This window comes from Photorhabdus australis DSM 17609, from assembly GCF_000711895.1.
In the GTDB taxonomy this organism is placed as follows: Bacteria; Pseudomonadota; Gammaproteobacteria; order Enterobacterales; family Enterobacteriaceae; genus Photorhabdus; species Photorhabdus australis.
The window spans coordinates 1-15,294 of the sequence record NZ_JONO01000078.1 but is presented as its reverse complement, the minus strand read 5'-3'; the positions used below and the strand labels follow the sequence as shown (position 1 = coordinate 15,294).

Annotated in this window: 18 protein-coding genes; 16 read left to right on the top strand and 2 right to left on the bottom strand. The window is 42.7% G+C overall.

The features are described from left to right. The coding region (locus tag BO26_RS17175; RefSeq protein ID WP_036773614.1) for a LysR family transcriptional regulator at nucleotides 1-846 on the top strand (846 nt) is incomplete at its 5' end. Nucleotides 847-1,291: 445 nt separating this feature from the next. On the opposite strand, the gene BO26_RS17170 is transcribed toward BO26_RS17175, so the two are convergent. After that, nucleotides 1,292-3,217, bottom strand: coding sequence for an ABC transporter ATP-binding protein (locus BO26_RS17170; RefSeq protein ID WP_036773611.1), 1,926 nt, complete (start codon nucleotides 3,215-3,217; stop codon nucleotides 1,292-1,294). A gap of 121 nt (nucleotides 3,218-3,338) precedes the next feature. On the opposite strand from BO26_RS17170, the gene kefG reads away from it, so the two are divergent. The 6 genes from kefG (at nucleotide 3,339) to BO26_RS17140 (ending at nucleotide 7,803) form a co-directional block, all read left to right on the top strand. Continuing rightward, a complete protein-coding gene (gene kefG, locus BO26_RS17165; RefSeq protein ID WP_036773609.1) occupies nucleotides 3,339-3,890 on the top strand; it encodes a glutathione-regulated potassium-efflux system ancillary protein KefG in 552 nt (183 codons plus the stop codon). Between the two features lie 2 nt (nucleotides 3,891-3,892). Further along, a complete protein-coding gene (kefB, locus tag BO26_RS17160) occupies nucleotides 3,893-5,698 on the top strand; it encodes a glutathione-regulated potassium-efflux system protein KefB (RefSeq protein ID WP_036773608.1) in 1,806 nt (601 codons plus the stop codon). Nucleotides 5,699-5,710: 12 nt separating this feature from the next. Beyond that, the gene (locus BO26_RS17155; protein WP_036773607.1) at nucleotides 5,711-5,914 is read left to right on the top strand and encodes a YheV family putative zinc ribbon protein; all 204 of its coding nucleotides are present in this window, start codon (nucleotides 5,711-5,713) and stop codon (nucleotides 5,912-5,914) included. Nucleotides 5,915-6,002: 88 nt separating this feature from the next. Continuing rightward, nucleotides 6,003-6,587, top strand: coding sequence for a peptidylprolyl isomerase (gene slyD / locus BO26_RS17150; RefSeq protein ID WP_036773606.1), 585 nt, complete (start codon nucleotides 6,003-6,005; stop codon nucleotides 6,585-6,587). 200 nt (nucleotides 6,588-6,787) lie between these two features. Beyond that, on the top strand, nucleotides 6,788-7,492 hold the full coding sequence (locus tag BO26_RS17145; RefSeq protein WP_036773605.1) for a hypothetical protein: 705 nt from the start codon (nucleotides 6,788-6,790) through the stop codon (nucleotides 7,490-7,492). Beyond that, nucleotides 7,489-7,803: a YjeO family protein gene (locus tag BO26_RS17140; RefSeq protein ID WP_036773603.1), complete on the top strand. Its 315-nt coding sequence runs from the start codon at nucleotides 7,489-7,491 to the stop codon at nucleotides 7,801-7,803. The genes BO26_RS17145 and BO26_RS17140 overlap by 4 nt, the downstream gene beginning before the upstream one ends. A gap of 230 nt (nucleotides 7,804-8,033) precedes the next feature. Here BO26_RS17140 and BO26_RS17135 read toward each other — a convergent pair whose 3' ends face one another. Further along, on the bottom strand, nucleotides 8,034-8,252 hold the full coding sequence (locus BO26_RS17135) for a protein SlyX (protein WP_036773602.1): 219 nt from the start codon (nucleotides 8,250-8,252) through the stop codon (nucleotides 8,034-8,036). Nucleotides 8,253-8,502: 250 nt separating this feature from the next. Between BO26_RS17135 and fkpA the strand changes: the two genes are divergently transcribed. The 9 genes from fkpA to BO26_RS17090 form a co-directional block, all read left to right on the top strand. Next, entirely contained in the window at nucleotides 8,503-9,267 is a 765-nt protein-coding gene (gene fkpA, locus BO26_RS17130; protein WP_051691030.1) for an FKBP-type peptidyl-prolyl cis-trans isomerase, read from the top strand. 287 nt (nucleotides 9,268-9,554) lie between these two features. Then, nucleotides 9,555-10,277 carry a helix-turn-helix transcriptional regulator gene (locus BO26_RS17125; RefSeq protein ID WP_036773599.1) on the top strand — a complete coding sequence of 241 codons (723 nt, stop codon included), beginning with the start codon at nucleotides 9,555-9,557 and terminating at the stop codon, nucleotides 10,275-10,277. Further along, complete coding sequence (gene tusD / locus BO26_RS17120) at nucleotides 10,277-10,672, top strand: sulfurtransferase complex subunit TusD (protein ID WP_036773597.1); 396 nt, start codon at nucleotides 10,277-10,279, stop codon at nucleotides 10,670-10,672. Before BO26_RS17125 ends, tusD begins: the two co-directional genes overlap by 1 nt. 9 nt (nucleotides 10,673-10,681) lie before the next feature. Next, a complete protein-coding gene (gene tusC / locus BO26_RS17115; protein ID WP_036773592.1) occupies nucleotides 10,682-11,041 on the top strand; it encodes a sulfurtransferase complex subunit TusC in 360 nt (119 codons plus the stop codon). Nucleotides 11,042-11,061: 20 nt separating this feature from the next. Continuing rightward, entirely contained in the window at nucleotides 11,062-11,349 is a 288-nt protein-coding gene (gene tusB / locus BO26_RS17110) for a sulfurtransferase complex subunit TusB (protein WP_036773590.1), read from the top strand. Between the two features lie 136 nt (nucleotides 11,350-11,485). Continuing rightward, nucleotides 11,486-11,860: a 30S ribosomal protein S12 gene (gene rpsL, locus BO26_RS17105; protein WP_011144815.1), complete on the top strand. Its 375-nt coding sequence runs from the start codon at nucleotides 11,486-11,488 to the stop codon at nucleotides 11,858-11,860. 96 nt (nucleotides 11,861-11,956) lie between these two features. Beyond that, on the top strand, nucleotides 11,957-12,427 hold the full coding sequence (gene rpsG, locus BO26_RS17100) for a 30S ribosomal protein S7 (RefSeq protein WP_012776532.1): 471 nt from the start codon (nucleotides 11,957-11,959) through the stop codon (nucleotides 12,425-12,427). A gap of 80 nt (nucleotides 12,428-12,507) precedes the next feature. Then, nucleotides 12,508-14,616, top strand: coding sequence for an elongation factor G (gene fusA, locus BO26_RS17095; RefSeq protein WP_036773589.1), 2,109 nt, complete (start codon nucleotides 12,508-12,510; stop codon nucleotides 14,614-14,616). Nucleotides 14,617-14,686: 70 nt separating this feature from the next. Then, nucleotides 14,687-15,294, top strand: a 608-nt coding sequence (locus tag BO26_RS17090) for a GTP-binding protein (protein WP_036773587.1), incomplete at its 3' end; no start/stop codon positions are given.

Here is a 15,294-nt window from a genome sequence, read left to right as displayed (position 1 = left end):
AATTATCATAAGGCTTCTCAAATATTACATATTTCACAACCTGCGTTGACTAAGAGAATTAATGCTCTGGAAGAGGAGTTTGGTGCTCTTTTATTTTCTAGAGGACCAGGTGGTACCCGGTTAACTGATTTTGGTCAAAAAACTTTTGAGAATGCCCAGAAATTACTGGGTCATTTTGAGCAATTTCAGACCCAGGTTAATCATGATTTACAAGACGATGCGCCATATTATCTTTATGTTAGCTCTTGTTTTTCTATTTATAATTCTGGAAAAATGAAAGAGCAGTTTTTTTTAGGTAAACAGGAAAAAGTCGTTCTCGCACTAATGACCGGTCTGACATTTGAACAGCAAATGAGTCTGTTAAAATCTGGCTTATTACATATTGCCATCGTTCCCTTACCATTAACTTCATCACTGATACCAAAGAAAATTTTTACTGAGAAACTTGTTTACCTTTTTAAAAAAGACAGCAATTGGCAGCATAATTCTGCAGAATTAAATACTGAAATGGCATCGTTATATCAGCTTATCAACACGGATGAGCGTGATATACCAATTGATTTCACTGGTGGTATTAACATATTTTCTATTTACGATAATAGTAATATGAATTTAATATTGAAAACTAATGATATGATGGTAATGACTGAATTAATAATTAAACATAATGGTTTTTCCTTGATTCCGCAAAAAGTGATTCGTTCAATTCCATCACAATATTTGAATTTATTACAAGTTTTAGAAACTGATATGGAGATTGATTTTGGTATTTTGTGTAGTCCAGTTATCGATAGTGAACTAATAAATGAAACAGAACTATTTTCTTTATTAATTGATAATATATGAATAAGAAAATTGGTATGATATTGTTTTTTGTGGAAATTTAGATGTATTTGATACGATTTTATTAAAAAATTGCAAGGGTGAAATATAGTGGTTATTTGCTTAAATATAATAATTATTATCAGTAATATTTTAATGTATTAAATGTAAATATTATTTGCTAATTATCGATAATAAGATTTTTTTTGCGATAAATATCAATATGGATGGAAAGGATAATTATCGTTATTTAAAAATAAAATAGACGGTTTTATTATGGAATATATACCCAATAGATTTCAAGATGCATCGCGACGGCAAGAGAACGCATCCCCAGGAGCATAGATAACTATGTGACTGGGGTAAGTGAACGCAGCCAACAAAACAGCAGCTTGAAAGATGAAGGGTATATTATTGAAAAATAAAGCGGATGGTTTTCTCCGCTCTATTTGATCATGGGTGAAAGATTTTAACCATTAAATTCTTGCGTCATTTGTTCAAGTTGTTCCTGAATTTCCATCCATGCTAATTCAGTTTCTTCTAGTTTTGATTTTGCCTGATTTTGTTTTTGTAGAAATTCAGTCAATTCGGTTTTACGGCTGTTATCGTAGATAGCGCTGTCAGAAAGCTGATTTTCTAATACACCCAGCTCGTCACTCAGTTTCTCCATCTGTTTTTCCAGATGAGTAAGCTGCTTGCGCAAGGGTTGCGTTTGGTTACGGAAGTCAGCTTGACGCCGTTTTTGATCTTTTCTTTCCTGAGCACTTTTGCTAGAAGATTCCTTTTCCTTATCATTGCCTTCACGCAATTGCTGATTTTGTTGACGTTGTTGATCTGTCAGCCATTGTTGATAATCTTCTAAATCGCCATTGAACGATTCTACTCGGCCATCGTGAACCAAATACAATTCATCTGTTGTTGAACGTAATAGATGTCGGTCATGGGAAACTACAACCAATGCACCGTCAAAGTCAATCAACGCTTCTGTTAGTGCCTGACGCATATCCAGGTCGAGATGGTTTGTTGGTTCATCAAGCAATAAAAGGTTAGGGCGTTGCCAAACCATCAATGCTAAAACCAAACGCGCTTTTTCTCCTCCAGAAAAACGCCCGCTTGGGTCAGTAACCTGATCGCCCTTAAAACCAAAACCACCCAGATAATCCCTGAGTTGCTGTTCTGTTTCTTGTGGCGCAATACGTGCTATATGCTGTAAGGGAGATTCATCAGCACGCAAATATTCCAACTGATGTTGGGCGAAATATCCCAGCTTGATGCCTTTAGCGAGTTCTACTTCTCCACTCTGAGATTTCAGTTCATTAGCAAGCAGTTTAATTAAGGTGGATTTACCGGCACCATTACGCCCAAGCAAACCAATACGTGAACCGGGAACCAAATTCAATTTGATCGAACTTAAAACTGTCCGTTCGCCGTAGCCTGCACTGACTTTTTCCATTTTTAATAGCGGATTTGGCAGACTTTCCGGTTTGCGGAAACTGAAATGGAATGGATTATCAACATGAGCGGGAGCGATTAACTCCATCCGCTCCAGCATTTTGATACGACTCTGAGCTTGTTTAGCCTTACTGGCCTTGGCGCGGAAACGGTCAATATAACTTTGCAGATGGGCAACTTTCTCCTGTTGGCTCTTATAGAGCGCTTGTTGTTGTGCCAGTTTGGTAACACGTTGACGCTCAAAAGAGGAGTAATTACCGCTGTATTCAAACAGAGATTGTTGCTCAATATGGAGGATCCTGTCGGCAATAGGGTCGAGAAAATCCCGGTCATGGGAGATGAGGATTAAAGTGCCGGGGTAGCTTGTCAGCCATTTTTCCAACCAAATAACCGCATCCAGATCAAGGTGGTTAGTGGGTTCGTCAAGCAACAATAAATCAGAACGGCAGAGTAGTGCCTGGGCCAAATTGAGGCGCATGCGCCATCCACCAGAGAATGCACGCACAGGTTGATCAAGCTGTTCCTGAGAGAAACCCAGACCGTGCAGCAGACTGGATGCTCTCGAACGGATAGTCCAGGCTTGAATGGTGTCCAATTGACTGTGTAGATGGGCGATGAGATTGCCATTATTTTTTTCATTGGCTATCTGCAATTGCTGTTCTAATTGACGGAATTCACGATCACCATCAATGACATACTCCAGTGCTGGTGTTTCCAATGCGGGTGTTTCCTGATTCACCCAAGCCAATGCCCAGTTATTGGGAAAAGTGAATGTGCCCGCTTCAGCTTGAAGCTCATCTTTTAGTAATGCGAGTAAGGTAGATTTACCACAGCCATTTTTCCCTACCAGACCCACTTTCTGTCCGGGATTGATAGTGGCGCTGGCGTTGTCCAGCAAAACACGAGTTCCGCGACGAATTTGTAATGAAGAGAAAACAATCATAAGTGCCGTTTGTATATAGTGTGTTAAATTAAGAATAACGGACAATAAATGTCCGGTTTTATGACTTTGTGTGCATGGTAACGGAAAATACGTGTTCTGACACGTTCTTGAGGGGGTAATGATGTTACAGCCGCCTAAAGTCCTGCTGCTGTATGCCCATCCTGAGCCACAGGATTCAGTTGCAAACCGCGTTTTGTTACAACCTGTGCTGGATTTAGAGCATGTTACAGTTCACGACTTATATGGAGCTTATCCAGATTTTTTTATTGATGTTCATTATGAACAACAACTGCTGCGTGAGCATCAGGTGATTGTTTTTCAACACCCGCTATATACTTACAGTTGTCCTGCTTTATTAAAAGAGTGGATGGATCGTGTGCTGACACGGGGGTTTGCCAGTGGTATTACCGGGTTGGCGTTACAGGGGAAATACTGGCGTTCAGTGATCACAACGGGAGAGCCAGAAGGGGCTTTCCAGTCTGATGGTTATAACCTCTATCCGATGGAAGAGATTCTTCGCCCTTTTGAACAGACAGCATCTATGTGCCGTATGCATTGGCTATCGCCAATGGTGATTTATTGGGCACGTCGTCAAAAACCTGAACTTCTTGCCATCCATGCTAATGCTTATCGTGAGTGGCTTAAATCGCCATTGTCATTAGGAGGGCTATAGCTATGGAGCATTCAGCGCAACTAAGCGCCAGTATATTGTTTTTATTTGCTGCGGTAGTGGCAGTGCCAATCGCACAGAAATTCAGGATCGGGGCAGTATTAGGTTATTTATTAGCAGGGATCGTTCTTGGGCCATGGGGATTGAGCTTTATTAGGGATGTTGATGATATTCTCCATTTCTCTGAGCTTGGCATTGTTTTCCTGATGTTTATCATTGGTCTTGAGCTTAACCCTTCTAAACTCTGGCAACTCAGGCGATCTATTTTTGGTGTCGGGGCGGCTCAGGTTATTTTGACTGCGGGGGTGTTGGCCGTACTTTTATATCTGACAGATTTTGCATGGCAGGCGGCGGTTATCGGTGGTATCGGTATGGCGATGTCCTCAACAGCGATGGCTTTGCAACTGATGAAAGAGAAGGGCATGAACCGCAATGAGGGCGGGCAGCTTGGTTTCTCCGTTTTGCTATTTCAGGATATTGCTGTCATCCCAGCGTTGGCATTGATCCCGCTTCTGGCCGGTGAAACCGCATCCAGTGATTGGTATCGGATCATGCTAAAAATTGCCGCTTTTTCTGGCATGTTGCTGGGTGGTCGTTATCTGTTACGTCCGCTGTTCCGCCTGATTGTAAGGTCAGGAGTACGTGAGGTATTTACTGCGGCAGCATTACTGGTTGTACTCAGTTCGGCGATGTTTATGGAGGTGCTCGGTTTTTCCATGGCACTGGGGACTTTTATCGCTGGGGTATTGCTGGCCGATAGTGAATATCGCCATGAACTGGAAATATCTATTGAACCATTTAAGGGGTTGTTGTTAGGGCTGTTTTTTATTTCAGTAGGTATGTCTTTAAATTTGGGAGTACTACTGATACATCTGACGGATGTACTACTTGGTGTGCTGGTTTTGGTCATCGTAAAGGGTATCATTCTTTATCTTATTGCATTGATTTCTGGCTTACGCAATTCATCCCGTCTGCAGTTTTCCGGCGTACTCAGTCAGGGCGGTGAATTTGCCTTTGTGCTATTTTCTGCTGCACTGAGTCAGAATGTCCTTAATAGTGATCAGATGGCTTTGTTGTTGGTCGTGGTCACGCTATCAATGATGACAACGCCGCTGGTGATGCAGTTGATCGATGCTATTTTGGCTCGTCGTTATAATGCCCAGGATGAAACAGATGAACAGCCATTTGTGGAAGATAATGATCCGCAGGTGATTTTAGTGGGATTTGGCCGATTTGGTCAGGTCATAGGCCGATTGTTGATGGTGAATAAAATCCGCATAACGGTGTTGGAACGTGATGTCAGTGTTATCAGTACTATGCGGCGTTATGGTTACAAAGTTTATTATGGTGATGCGGCTGAATTAGAGCTGCTACGTGCAGCAGGTGCAGATAAAGCTAAAGCGATTGTTATCACGTGTAATGAGCCGGAAGATACCATGATGATCGTGCATTTATGCCAGAAACATTTCCCAAATCTGCATATTATGGCGCGGGCCAGAGGGCGCCTGGAAGCGCATGAATTGTTACAAAGTGGGGTGGAAAATTTCACCCGTGAAACTTTCTCTAGTGCATTGGAATTGGGTCGTAAGACGCTGGTCGGGCTGGGAATGCATCCGCATAAGGCTCATCGTGCAAAACAACACTTTCAGCGATTAGATATGCGGATGCTGAGAGAACTGATGCCACAGTTACATGGTGATGTGGCTCATATATCCCGTATAAAAGAGGCTCGGCGAGAACTAGAAGAGCTATTTGAACGGGAAATGTTGAATGAGCGTCGTCAACCGGATGGCTGGAATGAATATGAATAGGTGGAGTAAATCATGTCAGTAAGCCGAAAAAGATTTATTGCTGGGGCTGTTTGTCCGCAATGTCATTCTCAGGACACATTGGCAATGTGGCGGGAAGATCAGGTGGATGTGGTGGAATGTGTCCATTGCGGTCATCAACAGCGTCAGACTGATGAGAAAATTACCTCCCATGTTAGAAAGGAGGAGCAGGTTATTGGTATTTTTACACCACAATAATTGTGTGAATTTTAATGCAGGTGAGTACAGAGGCTTAGAATTCCGTTACAATCGGTAAAAATTTTTGGACCCACGGGTAGGAGATGTCATGAAAGTAGCAAAAGACTTGGTAATCAGCCTGGCTTATCAAGTAAGAACAGAAGACGGTGTTTTAGTTGATGAGTCACCGGTAAGTGCGCCGTTGGATTATCTGCATGGCCGTGGTTCGTTGATCAGCGGTTTGGAAAAAGCGCTGGAAGGCCGTGAGGCTGGTGAGAGTTTTGATGTCAGTGTGCAAGCTGATGATGCATATGGTCAATATGATGACAGTCTGGTTCAGCGTGTGCCAAAAGATGTTTTTGTTGGTGTTGATGAACTGGAAGTTGGTATGCGTTTCCTGGCTGATACTGATATGGGACCCGTGCCCGTAGAAATCACTGCGGTTGAAGATGAGCATGTTGTGGTTGATGGTAACCATATGCTGGCGGGTCAGAACCTGAAATTCAATGTTGAAATCATTGCTATCCGTGAAGCGACTGAAGAAGAACTGGCTCATGGCCATGTTCATGGTGCGCATGGTCACGAGCATGGTGAGGGTGGTTGTTGTGGTGGTCATAGCCATAACCATGACGACGGTCATCACCATCATAATAATGAAGGACACGGATGCTGCGGTGGCGGTGGTTGCCACTGATAAGTGAAGATGTTGTGTTGACGCACACATCATCAGCTGTCAATTATGACAGGCAGGAAGATATGCACCAGCGATTACAGTAGATAAAGTTCTTACGGAATTCTTTACTGTCATTGCGATATTCTTTGCCCCGTACTACATGAATGGTGTGGGGCAAAATTCGTGAGTTGGTATTTCTTTCAAAGAAAGGAGAACCGCATATGAAAAATCCTTACTGCACTGTAGATGAATTGGGATTTCCAAAATTTACCGCTGTTGATGGTATTCGATATAAGCTCCTGCCGAATAACTGGAAATATTTAACTGGAGAAGCTTATTTATGGGCGTATAAAATTGCCTATCTTGAATATAACAGAGAGAAAATAATCCACTATGCTCATCAGGAAAAAATCCCTGTATTATTGCTCGCTGGTGTGGCGGTTGCAGAGGTGGGAGGCAAGCCAGATAGAATAAAAGCCTACGGTGTACTGCAATATCGTCAGATAGTAGATAAATTTAGGGGAAATAATTCTTACTCAAATTCGACATCTGTTGGGGCACTGGCAATTCAACTTCGAGCCGCCGCAGAAACAATGGGAATAAATCCATCTACATTGACGACAACGCAGCAATTACAATTAGCAAATTGTTTATTGGCTGATGATTTTAATATTAAAATTGTTGCCAAACATCTCCGGGAGCTCATACTTTACGATTATCCAGGCATAGACACAGAAAAATTAAATGATGAACAATTAATTCTGGCAGGTTCTCGCTATAACAGAGGGATAGCAAGGAATAAAGAGGACTTTATTAAATCAATAAATGCTGAAAAAGGTTCACCAGATAGAAAATATAGCGAATATGGGAGAAGTATTTTAAGAAAAAGAAACTCTATAAATCAAATTATGGGAATATCAGAGTGAGTAAACTATCCACAGTATTAATTGTTGGCTATGTTTTTTTCTGTATGTTATTAATATATATGATGTCGTATTTCGAAAAGGAATACTATATAGATGGAATAAACATAAAGAATATATGTGATGTTTATAATACACTGGTTGTAGATGATACAAGAGATTTTGATGCTCCGGTATCCTTGCTGTTTTTATTTCCACTATTTTATCATTCGGCTAAAAAGAGATTTAAGTCATTTTTTTTCAATGCAATATCCGTAGTTTTACTTGTATATTGGGCTTGGAGGTTTTTTATCAGATTGATTGTGTGTATTTAAAATAACTTGAATATTCAATTAATGATAATTTATCTATTAGCGCAATGAAACTAATTATATGGCGATATATACCCGTTATCTTTCAAGTTACCTCTTTGTTGGCTGAACTCACTCACCCCAGTCACATAGTTCTCTATGCTCCTGGGGATGTGTTCACTTGCCGCCGCGATGCATCTTGAAATCCATTGGGTATATATAAATCTGCTTGATGGTAATTGGCGTTTGTAAAATCAGTAATGAGGTGGAGGCGTTTCTTCTGACGGTGAAGCCACCATTGACGGCTGAGTGGCTTTCAACCGCTCTGTCATCAATCGCAAATGCTCTCTTAATTTAACCATTTCCATTTGCTGATCAGTAACCACCTGATTCAACATTTCGATAGTATTTTCCTGAAAAGTAAAGCGACTTTCCAAATGCTCAAGCCGTTGTTCAAACTCTGACAGATCCATGATTTTCTCCCATTCCAGGCTGTGTATTATCCGTGTTAGTCTCTTCATATTAATTAAGAGTAACTCATTATGCCCAGAATATTCTGTGGAATACGGTTGTTATGAAACCTCTTTTCATTAATGTTGTCTCAATGGTTTTGGGGCACTAAAAACAGCAAATATTGTGTTGTACTGCTGTGGGCAGTTATAGTGACTCGATTGCATAATTTTTGCTGATGGTAAATATCCCCCAAAGTTATTGGAGAAACAGATGAAATCATTGTTTAAAGTTACCCTGCTCGCCACGACACTGGCGATGGTTTTCAGTGCTCCCCAGGTACTGGCGGCCAAAGCGGATAATCAAAGTAGTATAGAACTGAATAGCGCATTTAAAACAGAAGATCAGCAAAATGCTTATGCTCTGGGCGCATCTTTAGGGCGTTATATGGAAAACACCTTGAAAGAGCAGAAATCTCTGGGTATCCCATTGGATAAAGATCAATTGTTGGCGGGTGTGCAAGATGCTTTTAAGGACAAAAGTAAATTGACTGACAGTGAAATTGAAAATACTTTGCGCGCATTTGAAGGCAAAGTGAAGTCTGCGGCTGAAGCTAAGATGGAAAAAGAAGCCAGTGATAATGAAGCTAAAGGGGCTAAATATCGTGAAGCATTTGCCAAGGAAAAAGGCGTCGTTAAGAGCCAAACTGGCCTTTTATATAAAATAGAAAAGGAAGGCAATGGTAAAAAACCTGTGGCAAGTGACACGGTCGTTGTGAACTATAAAGGCGCATTAATTGACGGCAAAGAGTTTGATAGTTCTTATAAGCGTAATGAACCACTTTCTATTCGTCTGGACGGAGTTATCCCGGGTTGGACAGAAGGTTTGCAGAATGTGAAAAAAGGTGGAAAAATTAAACTCGTTATTCCACCAGGGTTGGCCTACGGTAAAGTGGGTGTCCCAGGTATTCCTGCGAACTCTACATTAGTGTTTGATATTGAGTTACTGGATGTGAAAGCGGATACTAAAGCTAAGTAATCTTTTAGCTAAATATTTCTGATGAATTGTGTAGATAAAACCGTTGGTAGAGATTCTGTCAGCGGTTTTTTGTTACTGAAAGCTGTGATATAGGCCAAATGTCTGAATGGCGATGGCTTGACGATGATGTCGTGTGGTTTTAACGTCAATATCTGATGTGTGCAAAGATCTTTGACTGAGATCTCTGAGCAGGTTGTCACAGTTGAATTTTCACAAGAAATTTTTATAAGTTTATCACGTTGTGTTTTTAGCAAAACGTTTTCTGCGTTTGAAGGATGGTGTATTTAATGTCTAACCCGTTATTATCTGGTGATGCCAGTGATATTGATTTACTGGAAAACCAACCGTTTACTGAAACGGATCACGAAATTTTAAAGTCTTATGAAGCTGCAGTTGATGGCTTAGCTATGCTGATTGGTGGGCATTGCGAGATTGTCCTTCATTCACTGGAAGATCTTAAATGTTCAGCTGTCAGAATAGCTAATGGAGAACATACAGGTCGTAAAATAGGTTCACCTATTACTGATCTTGCTCTGCGTATGTTGCATGACATCACAGATGAAGATTGTAGTGCGTCCAAAGCCTATTTTACCCGGGCGAAAAGCGGTTCATTGATGAAGTCAGTGACGATTGCAATTCGTAATCGGAACCGTAGAGTGATCGGTCTTTTATGCATTAATATGAACCTTGATGTTCCTTTCTCTGAAATTATTCAGACATTTATTCCAGAAGAAACGCATGATGTCGCACCAAATGTAAATTTTGCCTCATCTGTAGATGATTTGGTTGCACAAACGCTGGAATATACTATCGAAGAAGTTAATATTGATCGCAATGTATCTAATAATGCTAAAAACCGGCAGGTGGTTCTGAATCTCTATGAGAAAGGGATCTTTGATATTAAAGATGCCATTAACCAAGTTGCTGAGCGTTTAAATATTTCCAAACATACTGTTTATCTCTATATTCGCCAGTTTAAAAATGGTGAATGTTTAGGGCCTGAGCGGTAATGTCTTCTCTGTCTTATTGTCTGCTGGTAACGGGGCCTGCATATGGTACCCAGCAAGCCAGCAGTGCTTACCAATTCGCACAAACTTTGATTGCGATGGGACATAAACTCAATACAGTATTTTTTTATCGGGAAGGTGTTTATAACGGCAATCAATTGACCGCTCCAGCCAGTGATGAATTCAATTTAGTCAGTGCATGGCAAATGATGGCAGCAGAACATCAGTTTGGTATGCACATTTGTGTTGCTGCTGCCCTTCGCCGTGGTGTCCTTGATACTCAACAGGCTAATGCATTGAATTCACCCATAGCAAACCTGGCTGAAGGGTTTAAATTAAGTGGCTTGGGAACGCTGGCTGAAGCCATGTTGACTTGTGACCGTGTGGTGCAATTCTAGGAGGCAAAAATGAAAAAAATTGCTTTTGTCTTCACCCAGGCACCTCATGGTAATGCGGGCGGCAGAGAAGGGTTAGAGGCGTTACTGGCAACGTCGGCATTAACTGAACATATTGGTGTATTTTTCATTTCTGATGGTGTATTCCAATTGTTGCCGGATCAACGACCTGACAGAGTGCTTGCCAGAAATTATATAGCCACTTTTAAGGTCTTACCTTTGTACGATATTGAAGCATGTTATTTGTGCCAGGAAGATCTTGTTATGCGTGGATTAAACTCGGCTAGTCGTTTTATTCTGGATGTGGAAGTATTATCAGCGGAAACTATTCGTGAAAAACTGGCTGGCTATGATGTTGTGCTGACATTTTGAGCTATTGGAGGGACGATGATATGTTATATACTGTTAGCCGCTCGCCTTATCAATGTGACTTCAATACGATATTCAATCTGCTTACTGGTGATGATGATATATTGTTTATTCAGGATGGTGTATTGGCAGGGATTGAAGGTAATCACTATCTTCCGACGTTGATCAGCAGTGGTATCACATTATATGCGCTGAAAGAAGATATTGAGGCGCGAGGGTTGTTTGGCCAGGTTTCAGACAAAGTACAAGTGATCGACTATACTGATTTTGTTAACCTGACAGTAAAACACCATCAACAATTCGCCTGGTAGTTAGAGAAACACTGTATATTTCTTGACACCCCGGCGAGTCAGCCATAAAATTCCGCGTCCTCGTGTTTTGCCGTCAGGGCAAACAAGAGATTTAATCCGTGTTTACGAAGCAAAAAAACCAGGAGTTTTTTTAATAATGGCAACTATTAACCAGCTGGTGCGCAAACCCCGTAGCATGAAGGTTGCAAAAAGCAATGTTCCTGCTCTGGAAGCTTGCCCGCAGAAGCGTGGCGTATGTACTCGCGTATATACCACCACCCCTAAAAAACCAAACTCTGCACTGCGTAAAGTATGTCGTGTGCGTTTGACTAACGGTTACGAAGTTTCTTCCTACATCGGTGGTGAAGGCCACAACTTGCAGGAACACTCTGTAATTTTGATCCGTGGCGGTCGTGTTAAAGACTTGCCAGGTGTGCGTTACCACACTGTTCGCGGTGCACTGGACTGTTCTGGTGTTAAAGACCGTAAACAAGGTCGTTCTAAGTACGGTGTGAAGAAGCCGAAGGCTTAATGGTTCTCCGTTAAGTAAGGCCAAACATTTTCACTTTAATGTCAAAATAAACTCATAGAGTTTTGGACAACCCTGAATTCGAAACGGAGTATTTCCATGCCACGTCGTCGTGTAATTGGTCAACGTAAAATCCTGCCAGATCCAAAGTTCGGATCTGAATTACTGGCCAAATTTGTTAACATCCTGATGGTAGATGGTAAAAAATCTACTGCAGAAGCAATTGTATATAGTGCGCTTGAGACCCTGGCTCAGCGTTCTGGTAAAGAACATCTGGAAGCATTTGAACTCGCACTGGATAACGTGCGCCCAACCGTGGAAGTAAAATCCCGCCGTGTTGGTGGTTCTACTTATCAGGTTCCAGTTGAAGTTCGTCCGGTTCGTCGTAATGCTCTGGCAATGCGTTGGATCGTTGATGCTGCTCGTAAACGCGGTGATAAGTCTATGGCCCTGCGCCTGGCGAACGAATTATCTGACGCAGCTGAGAACAAAGGTTCTGCTGTGAAGAAACGTGAAGACGTTCACCGTATGGCAGAAGCTAACAAGGCGTTCGCACACTACCGTTGGTAATCCCATTGTAGTGATGATGCCCTGGGCGGCAGTTTTGTCGCCCAGATTTAAATTGAACGTCCTAGGAATAGAGGAATCAAATGGCTCGTACAACACCCATTGCACGTTACCGTAACATCGGTATCAGTGCACACATCGACGCCGGTAAAACCACCACTACCGAACGTATTCTGTTCTACACTGGTGTAAACCACAAGATCGGTGAAGTTCATGATGGCGCTGCTACTATGGACTGGATGGAACAGGAGCAGGAGCGTGGTATTACCATCACCTCCGCAGCAACAACTGCTTTCTGGTCAGGCATGGCGAAGCAGTTTGACGCGCACCGTATCAACATTATCGACACCCCAGGCCACGTTGACTTCACCATCGAAGTAGAACGTTCCATGCGTGTGCTTGACGGTGCGGTAATGGTTTATTGTGCGGTTGGTGGTGTTCAGCCACAGTCTGAAACCGTATGGCGTCAGGCGAATAAATACAGAGTTCCACGTATCGCGTTCGTTAACAAAATGGACCGTATGGGGGCGAATTTCTTACGCGTTGTTGAGCAGATCAAAACTCGTCTGGCAGCAAACCCAGTCCCTCTGCAATTAGCCATTGGTGCAGAAGATGCTTTCACCGGTGTTGTTGACCTGGTGAAAATGAAAGCCATCAACTGGAACGATGAAGATCAGGGAACTACCTTCGCTTATGAAGATATCCCAGCTGATATGCAGGATCTGGCGGAAGAATGGCGTAACAACTTGATTGAAGCCGCTGCGGAAGCATCAGAAGAACTGATGGAAAAATACCTCGGTGGTGAAGAACTGACTGAAGAAGAGATCAAAGCTGGTCTGCGTCATCGTGTTCTGACTAACGAAATTATCCTGGTTACCTGTGGTTCTGCATTTAAGAACAAAGGTGTTCAGGCAATGTTGGATGCGGTTGTTGAGTATCTGCCAGCTCCAACGGATGTTGAATCCATTAAAGGTATTCTTCCGGACGGTAAAGATACTCCGGCAGAGCGTCATTCTGACGACAAAGAACCATTTGCGGCACTGGCGTTTAAAATCGCTACTGACCCATTCGTTGGTAACTTGACCTTCTTCCGCGTTTACTCTGGTGTGGTTAATTCCGGTGATACCGTTCTTAACCCAGTTAAGGACAAAAAAGAGCGTTTTGGCCGTATCGTTCAGATGCATGCTAACAAACGTGAAGAGATCAAAGAAGTTCGTGCAGGCGATATCGCTGCTGCGATCGGTCTGAAAGATGTGACAACAGGTGATACTCTGTGTGATATCAGCGCACCAATCATTCTGGAGCGTATGGAATTCCCAGAGCCAGTAATCTCTGTTGCTATTGAGCCAAAAACTAAAGCTGACCAGGAAAAAATGGGTATCGCTTTAGGCCGTCTGGCTCAGGAAGACCCATCATTCCGTGTGTCCACCGATGAAGAATCTGGTCAGACGATTATTGCTGGTATGGGTGAGCTTCACCTTGATGTTCTGGTTGACCGTATGCGTCGTGAATTCAAAGTTGAAGCGAACGTAGGTAAACCTCAGGTTGCTTACCGTGAAACCATCCGCTCTACCGTTGAACAAGAAGGTAAATTTGTTCGTCAGTCTGGTGGTCGTGGTCAGTTTGGTCATGTATGGCTGCGTATTGAGCCAATGGAACCAGGTGGCAAAGGCTACGAATTCGCTAACGAAATCGTTGGTGGTGTTGTTCCTAAAGAATATATCCCTGCGGTAGACAAGGGTGTTCAGGAACAAATGAAAAATGGTGTTCTGGCTGGTTACCCGATTGTTGACGTTAAAGTCGCGCTGTTCGATGGTTCTTACCACGAAGTTGACTCTTCTGAAATGGCGTTCAAAATCGCAGGTTCTATGGGCTTCAAAGAAGGCTTCATGAAAGCGAAACCAGTTCTGCTGGAACCTATCATGAAAGTTGAAGTTGAAACTCCAGAAGATTATATGGGTGACGTTATCGGTGACCTGAACCGTCGTCGTGGTATGATCGACGGTATGGAAGATATTGCTACCGGTAAAACTGTACGTGCTCAGGTACCATTATCTGAAATGTTTGGTTATGCTACTGACCTGCGTTCTCAGACCCAAGGTCGTGCTTCTTACTCCATGGAGTTCCTGAAGTACAATGAAGCGCCGAGCAACGTCGCTCAGGCTATTATCGAAGCTCGTAAAGCTAGATAAGTTTTTCGGGTTTAATATCTAGATTCAGCTCCCTCTCAGTAATGAGGGAGCGATACTAAGGAATAGAGTCGTGTCTAAAGAAAAATTTGAACGTACAAAACCGCACGTTAACGTTGGTACTATCGGCCACGTTGACCATGGTAAAACTACCCTGACTGCTGCAATTACTACTGTATTGGCAAAAAAATACGGTGGTAACGCGCGTGCATTCGACCAGATCGATAACGCACCAGAAGAAAAAGCGCGTGGTATCACCATTTCTACATCTCACGTAGAATACGATACTCCAAGCCGTCACTATGCACACGTTGACTGCCCAGGCCACGCCGACTATGTAAAAAACATGATCACCGGTGCGGCTCAGATGGACGGCGCGATTCTGGTAGTTGCGGCGACTGATGGTCCAATGCCACAGACTCGTGAACACATCCTGTTGGGTCGTCAGGTAGGTGTTCCTTACATCATCGTATTCCTGAACAAATGTGACATGGTAGACGACGAAGAGCTGCTGGAACTGGTAGAGATGGAAGTTCGTGAACTGCTGTCTCAGTATGATTTCCCAGGCGATGATACGCCAGTTATCCGTGGTTCTGCTCTGAAAGCGCTGGAAGGTGAAGCAGAGTGGGAAGATAAAATCCTTGAGCTGGCAGAAGCCCTGGACAGTTACATCCCAGAACC

What these genes read in the sequence shown, in the direction of transcription:
- BO26_RS17170 (WP_036773611.1), bottom strand. Translation starts at nt 3,217, where the DNA reads ATGATTGTTTTCTCTTCATTACAAATTCGTCGCGGAACTCGTGTTTTG.
- kefG (WP_036773609.1), top strand. Translation starts at nt 3,339, where the DNA reads ATGTTACAGCCGCCTAAAGTCCTGCTGCTGTATGCCCATCCTGAGCCA.
- kefB (WP_036773608.1), top strand. Translation starts at nt 3,893, where the DNA reads ATGGAGCATTCAGCGCAACTAAGCGCCAGTATATTGTTTTTATTTGCT.
- BO26_RS17155 (WP_036773607.1), top strand. Translation starts at nt 5,711, where the DNA reads ATGTCAGTAAGCCGAAAAAGATTTATTGCTGGGGCTGTTTGTCCGCAA.
- slyD (WP_036773606.1), top strand. Translation starts at nt 6,003, where the DNA reads ATGAAAGTAGCAAAAGACTTGGTAATCAGCCTGGCTTATCAAGTAAGA.
- BO26_RS17145 (WP_036773605.1), top strand. Translation starts at nt 6,788, where the DNA reads ATGAAAAATCCTTACTGCACTGTAGATGAATTGGGATTTCCAAAATTT.
- BO26_RS17135 (WP_036773602.1), bottom strand. Translation starts at nt 8,252, where the DNA reads ATGGATCTGTCAGAGTTTGAACAACGGCTTGAGCATTTGGAAAGTCGC.
- fkpA (WP_051691030.1), top strand. Translation starts at nt 8,503, where the DNA reads ATGAAATCATTGTTTAAAGTTACCCTGCTCGCCACGACACTGGCGATG.
- BO26_RS17125 (WP_036773599.1), top strand. Translation starts at nt 9,555, where the DNA reads ATGTCTAACCCGTTATTATCTGGTGATGCCAGTGATATTGATTTACTG.
- tusD (WP_036773597.1), top strand. Translation starts at nt 10,277, where the DNA reads ATGTCTTCTCTGTCTTATTGTCTGCTGGTAACGGGGCCTGCATATGGT.
- tusC (WP_036773592.1), top strand. Translation starts at nt 10,682, where the DNA reads ATGAAAAAAATTGCTTTTGTCTTCACCCAGGCACCTCATGGTAATGCG.
- tusB (WP_036773590.1), top strand. Translation starts at nt 11,062, where the DNA reads ATGTTATATACTGTTAGCCGCTCGCCTTATCAATGTGACTTCAATACG.
- rpsL (WP_011144815.1), top strand. Translation starts at nt 11,486, where the DNA reads ATGGCAACTATTAACCAGCTGGTGCGCAAACCCCGTAGCATGAAGGTT.
- rpsG (WP_012776532.1), top strand. Translation starts at nt 11,957, where the DNA reads ATGCCACGTCGTCGTGTAATTGGTCAACGTAAAATCCTGCCAGATCCA.
- fusA (WP_036773589.1), top strand. Translation starts at nt 12,508, where the DNA reads ATGGCTCGTACAACACCCATTGCACGTTACCGTAACATCGGTATCAGT.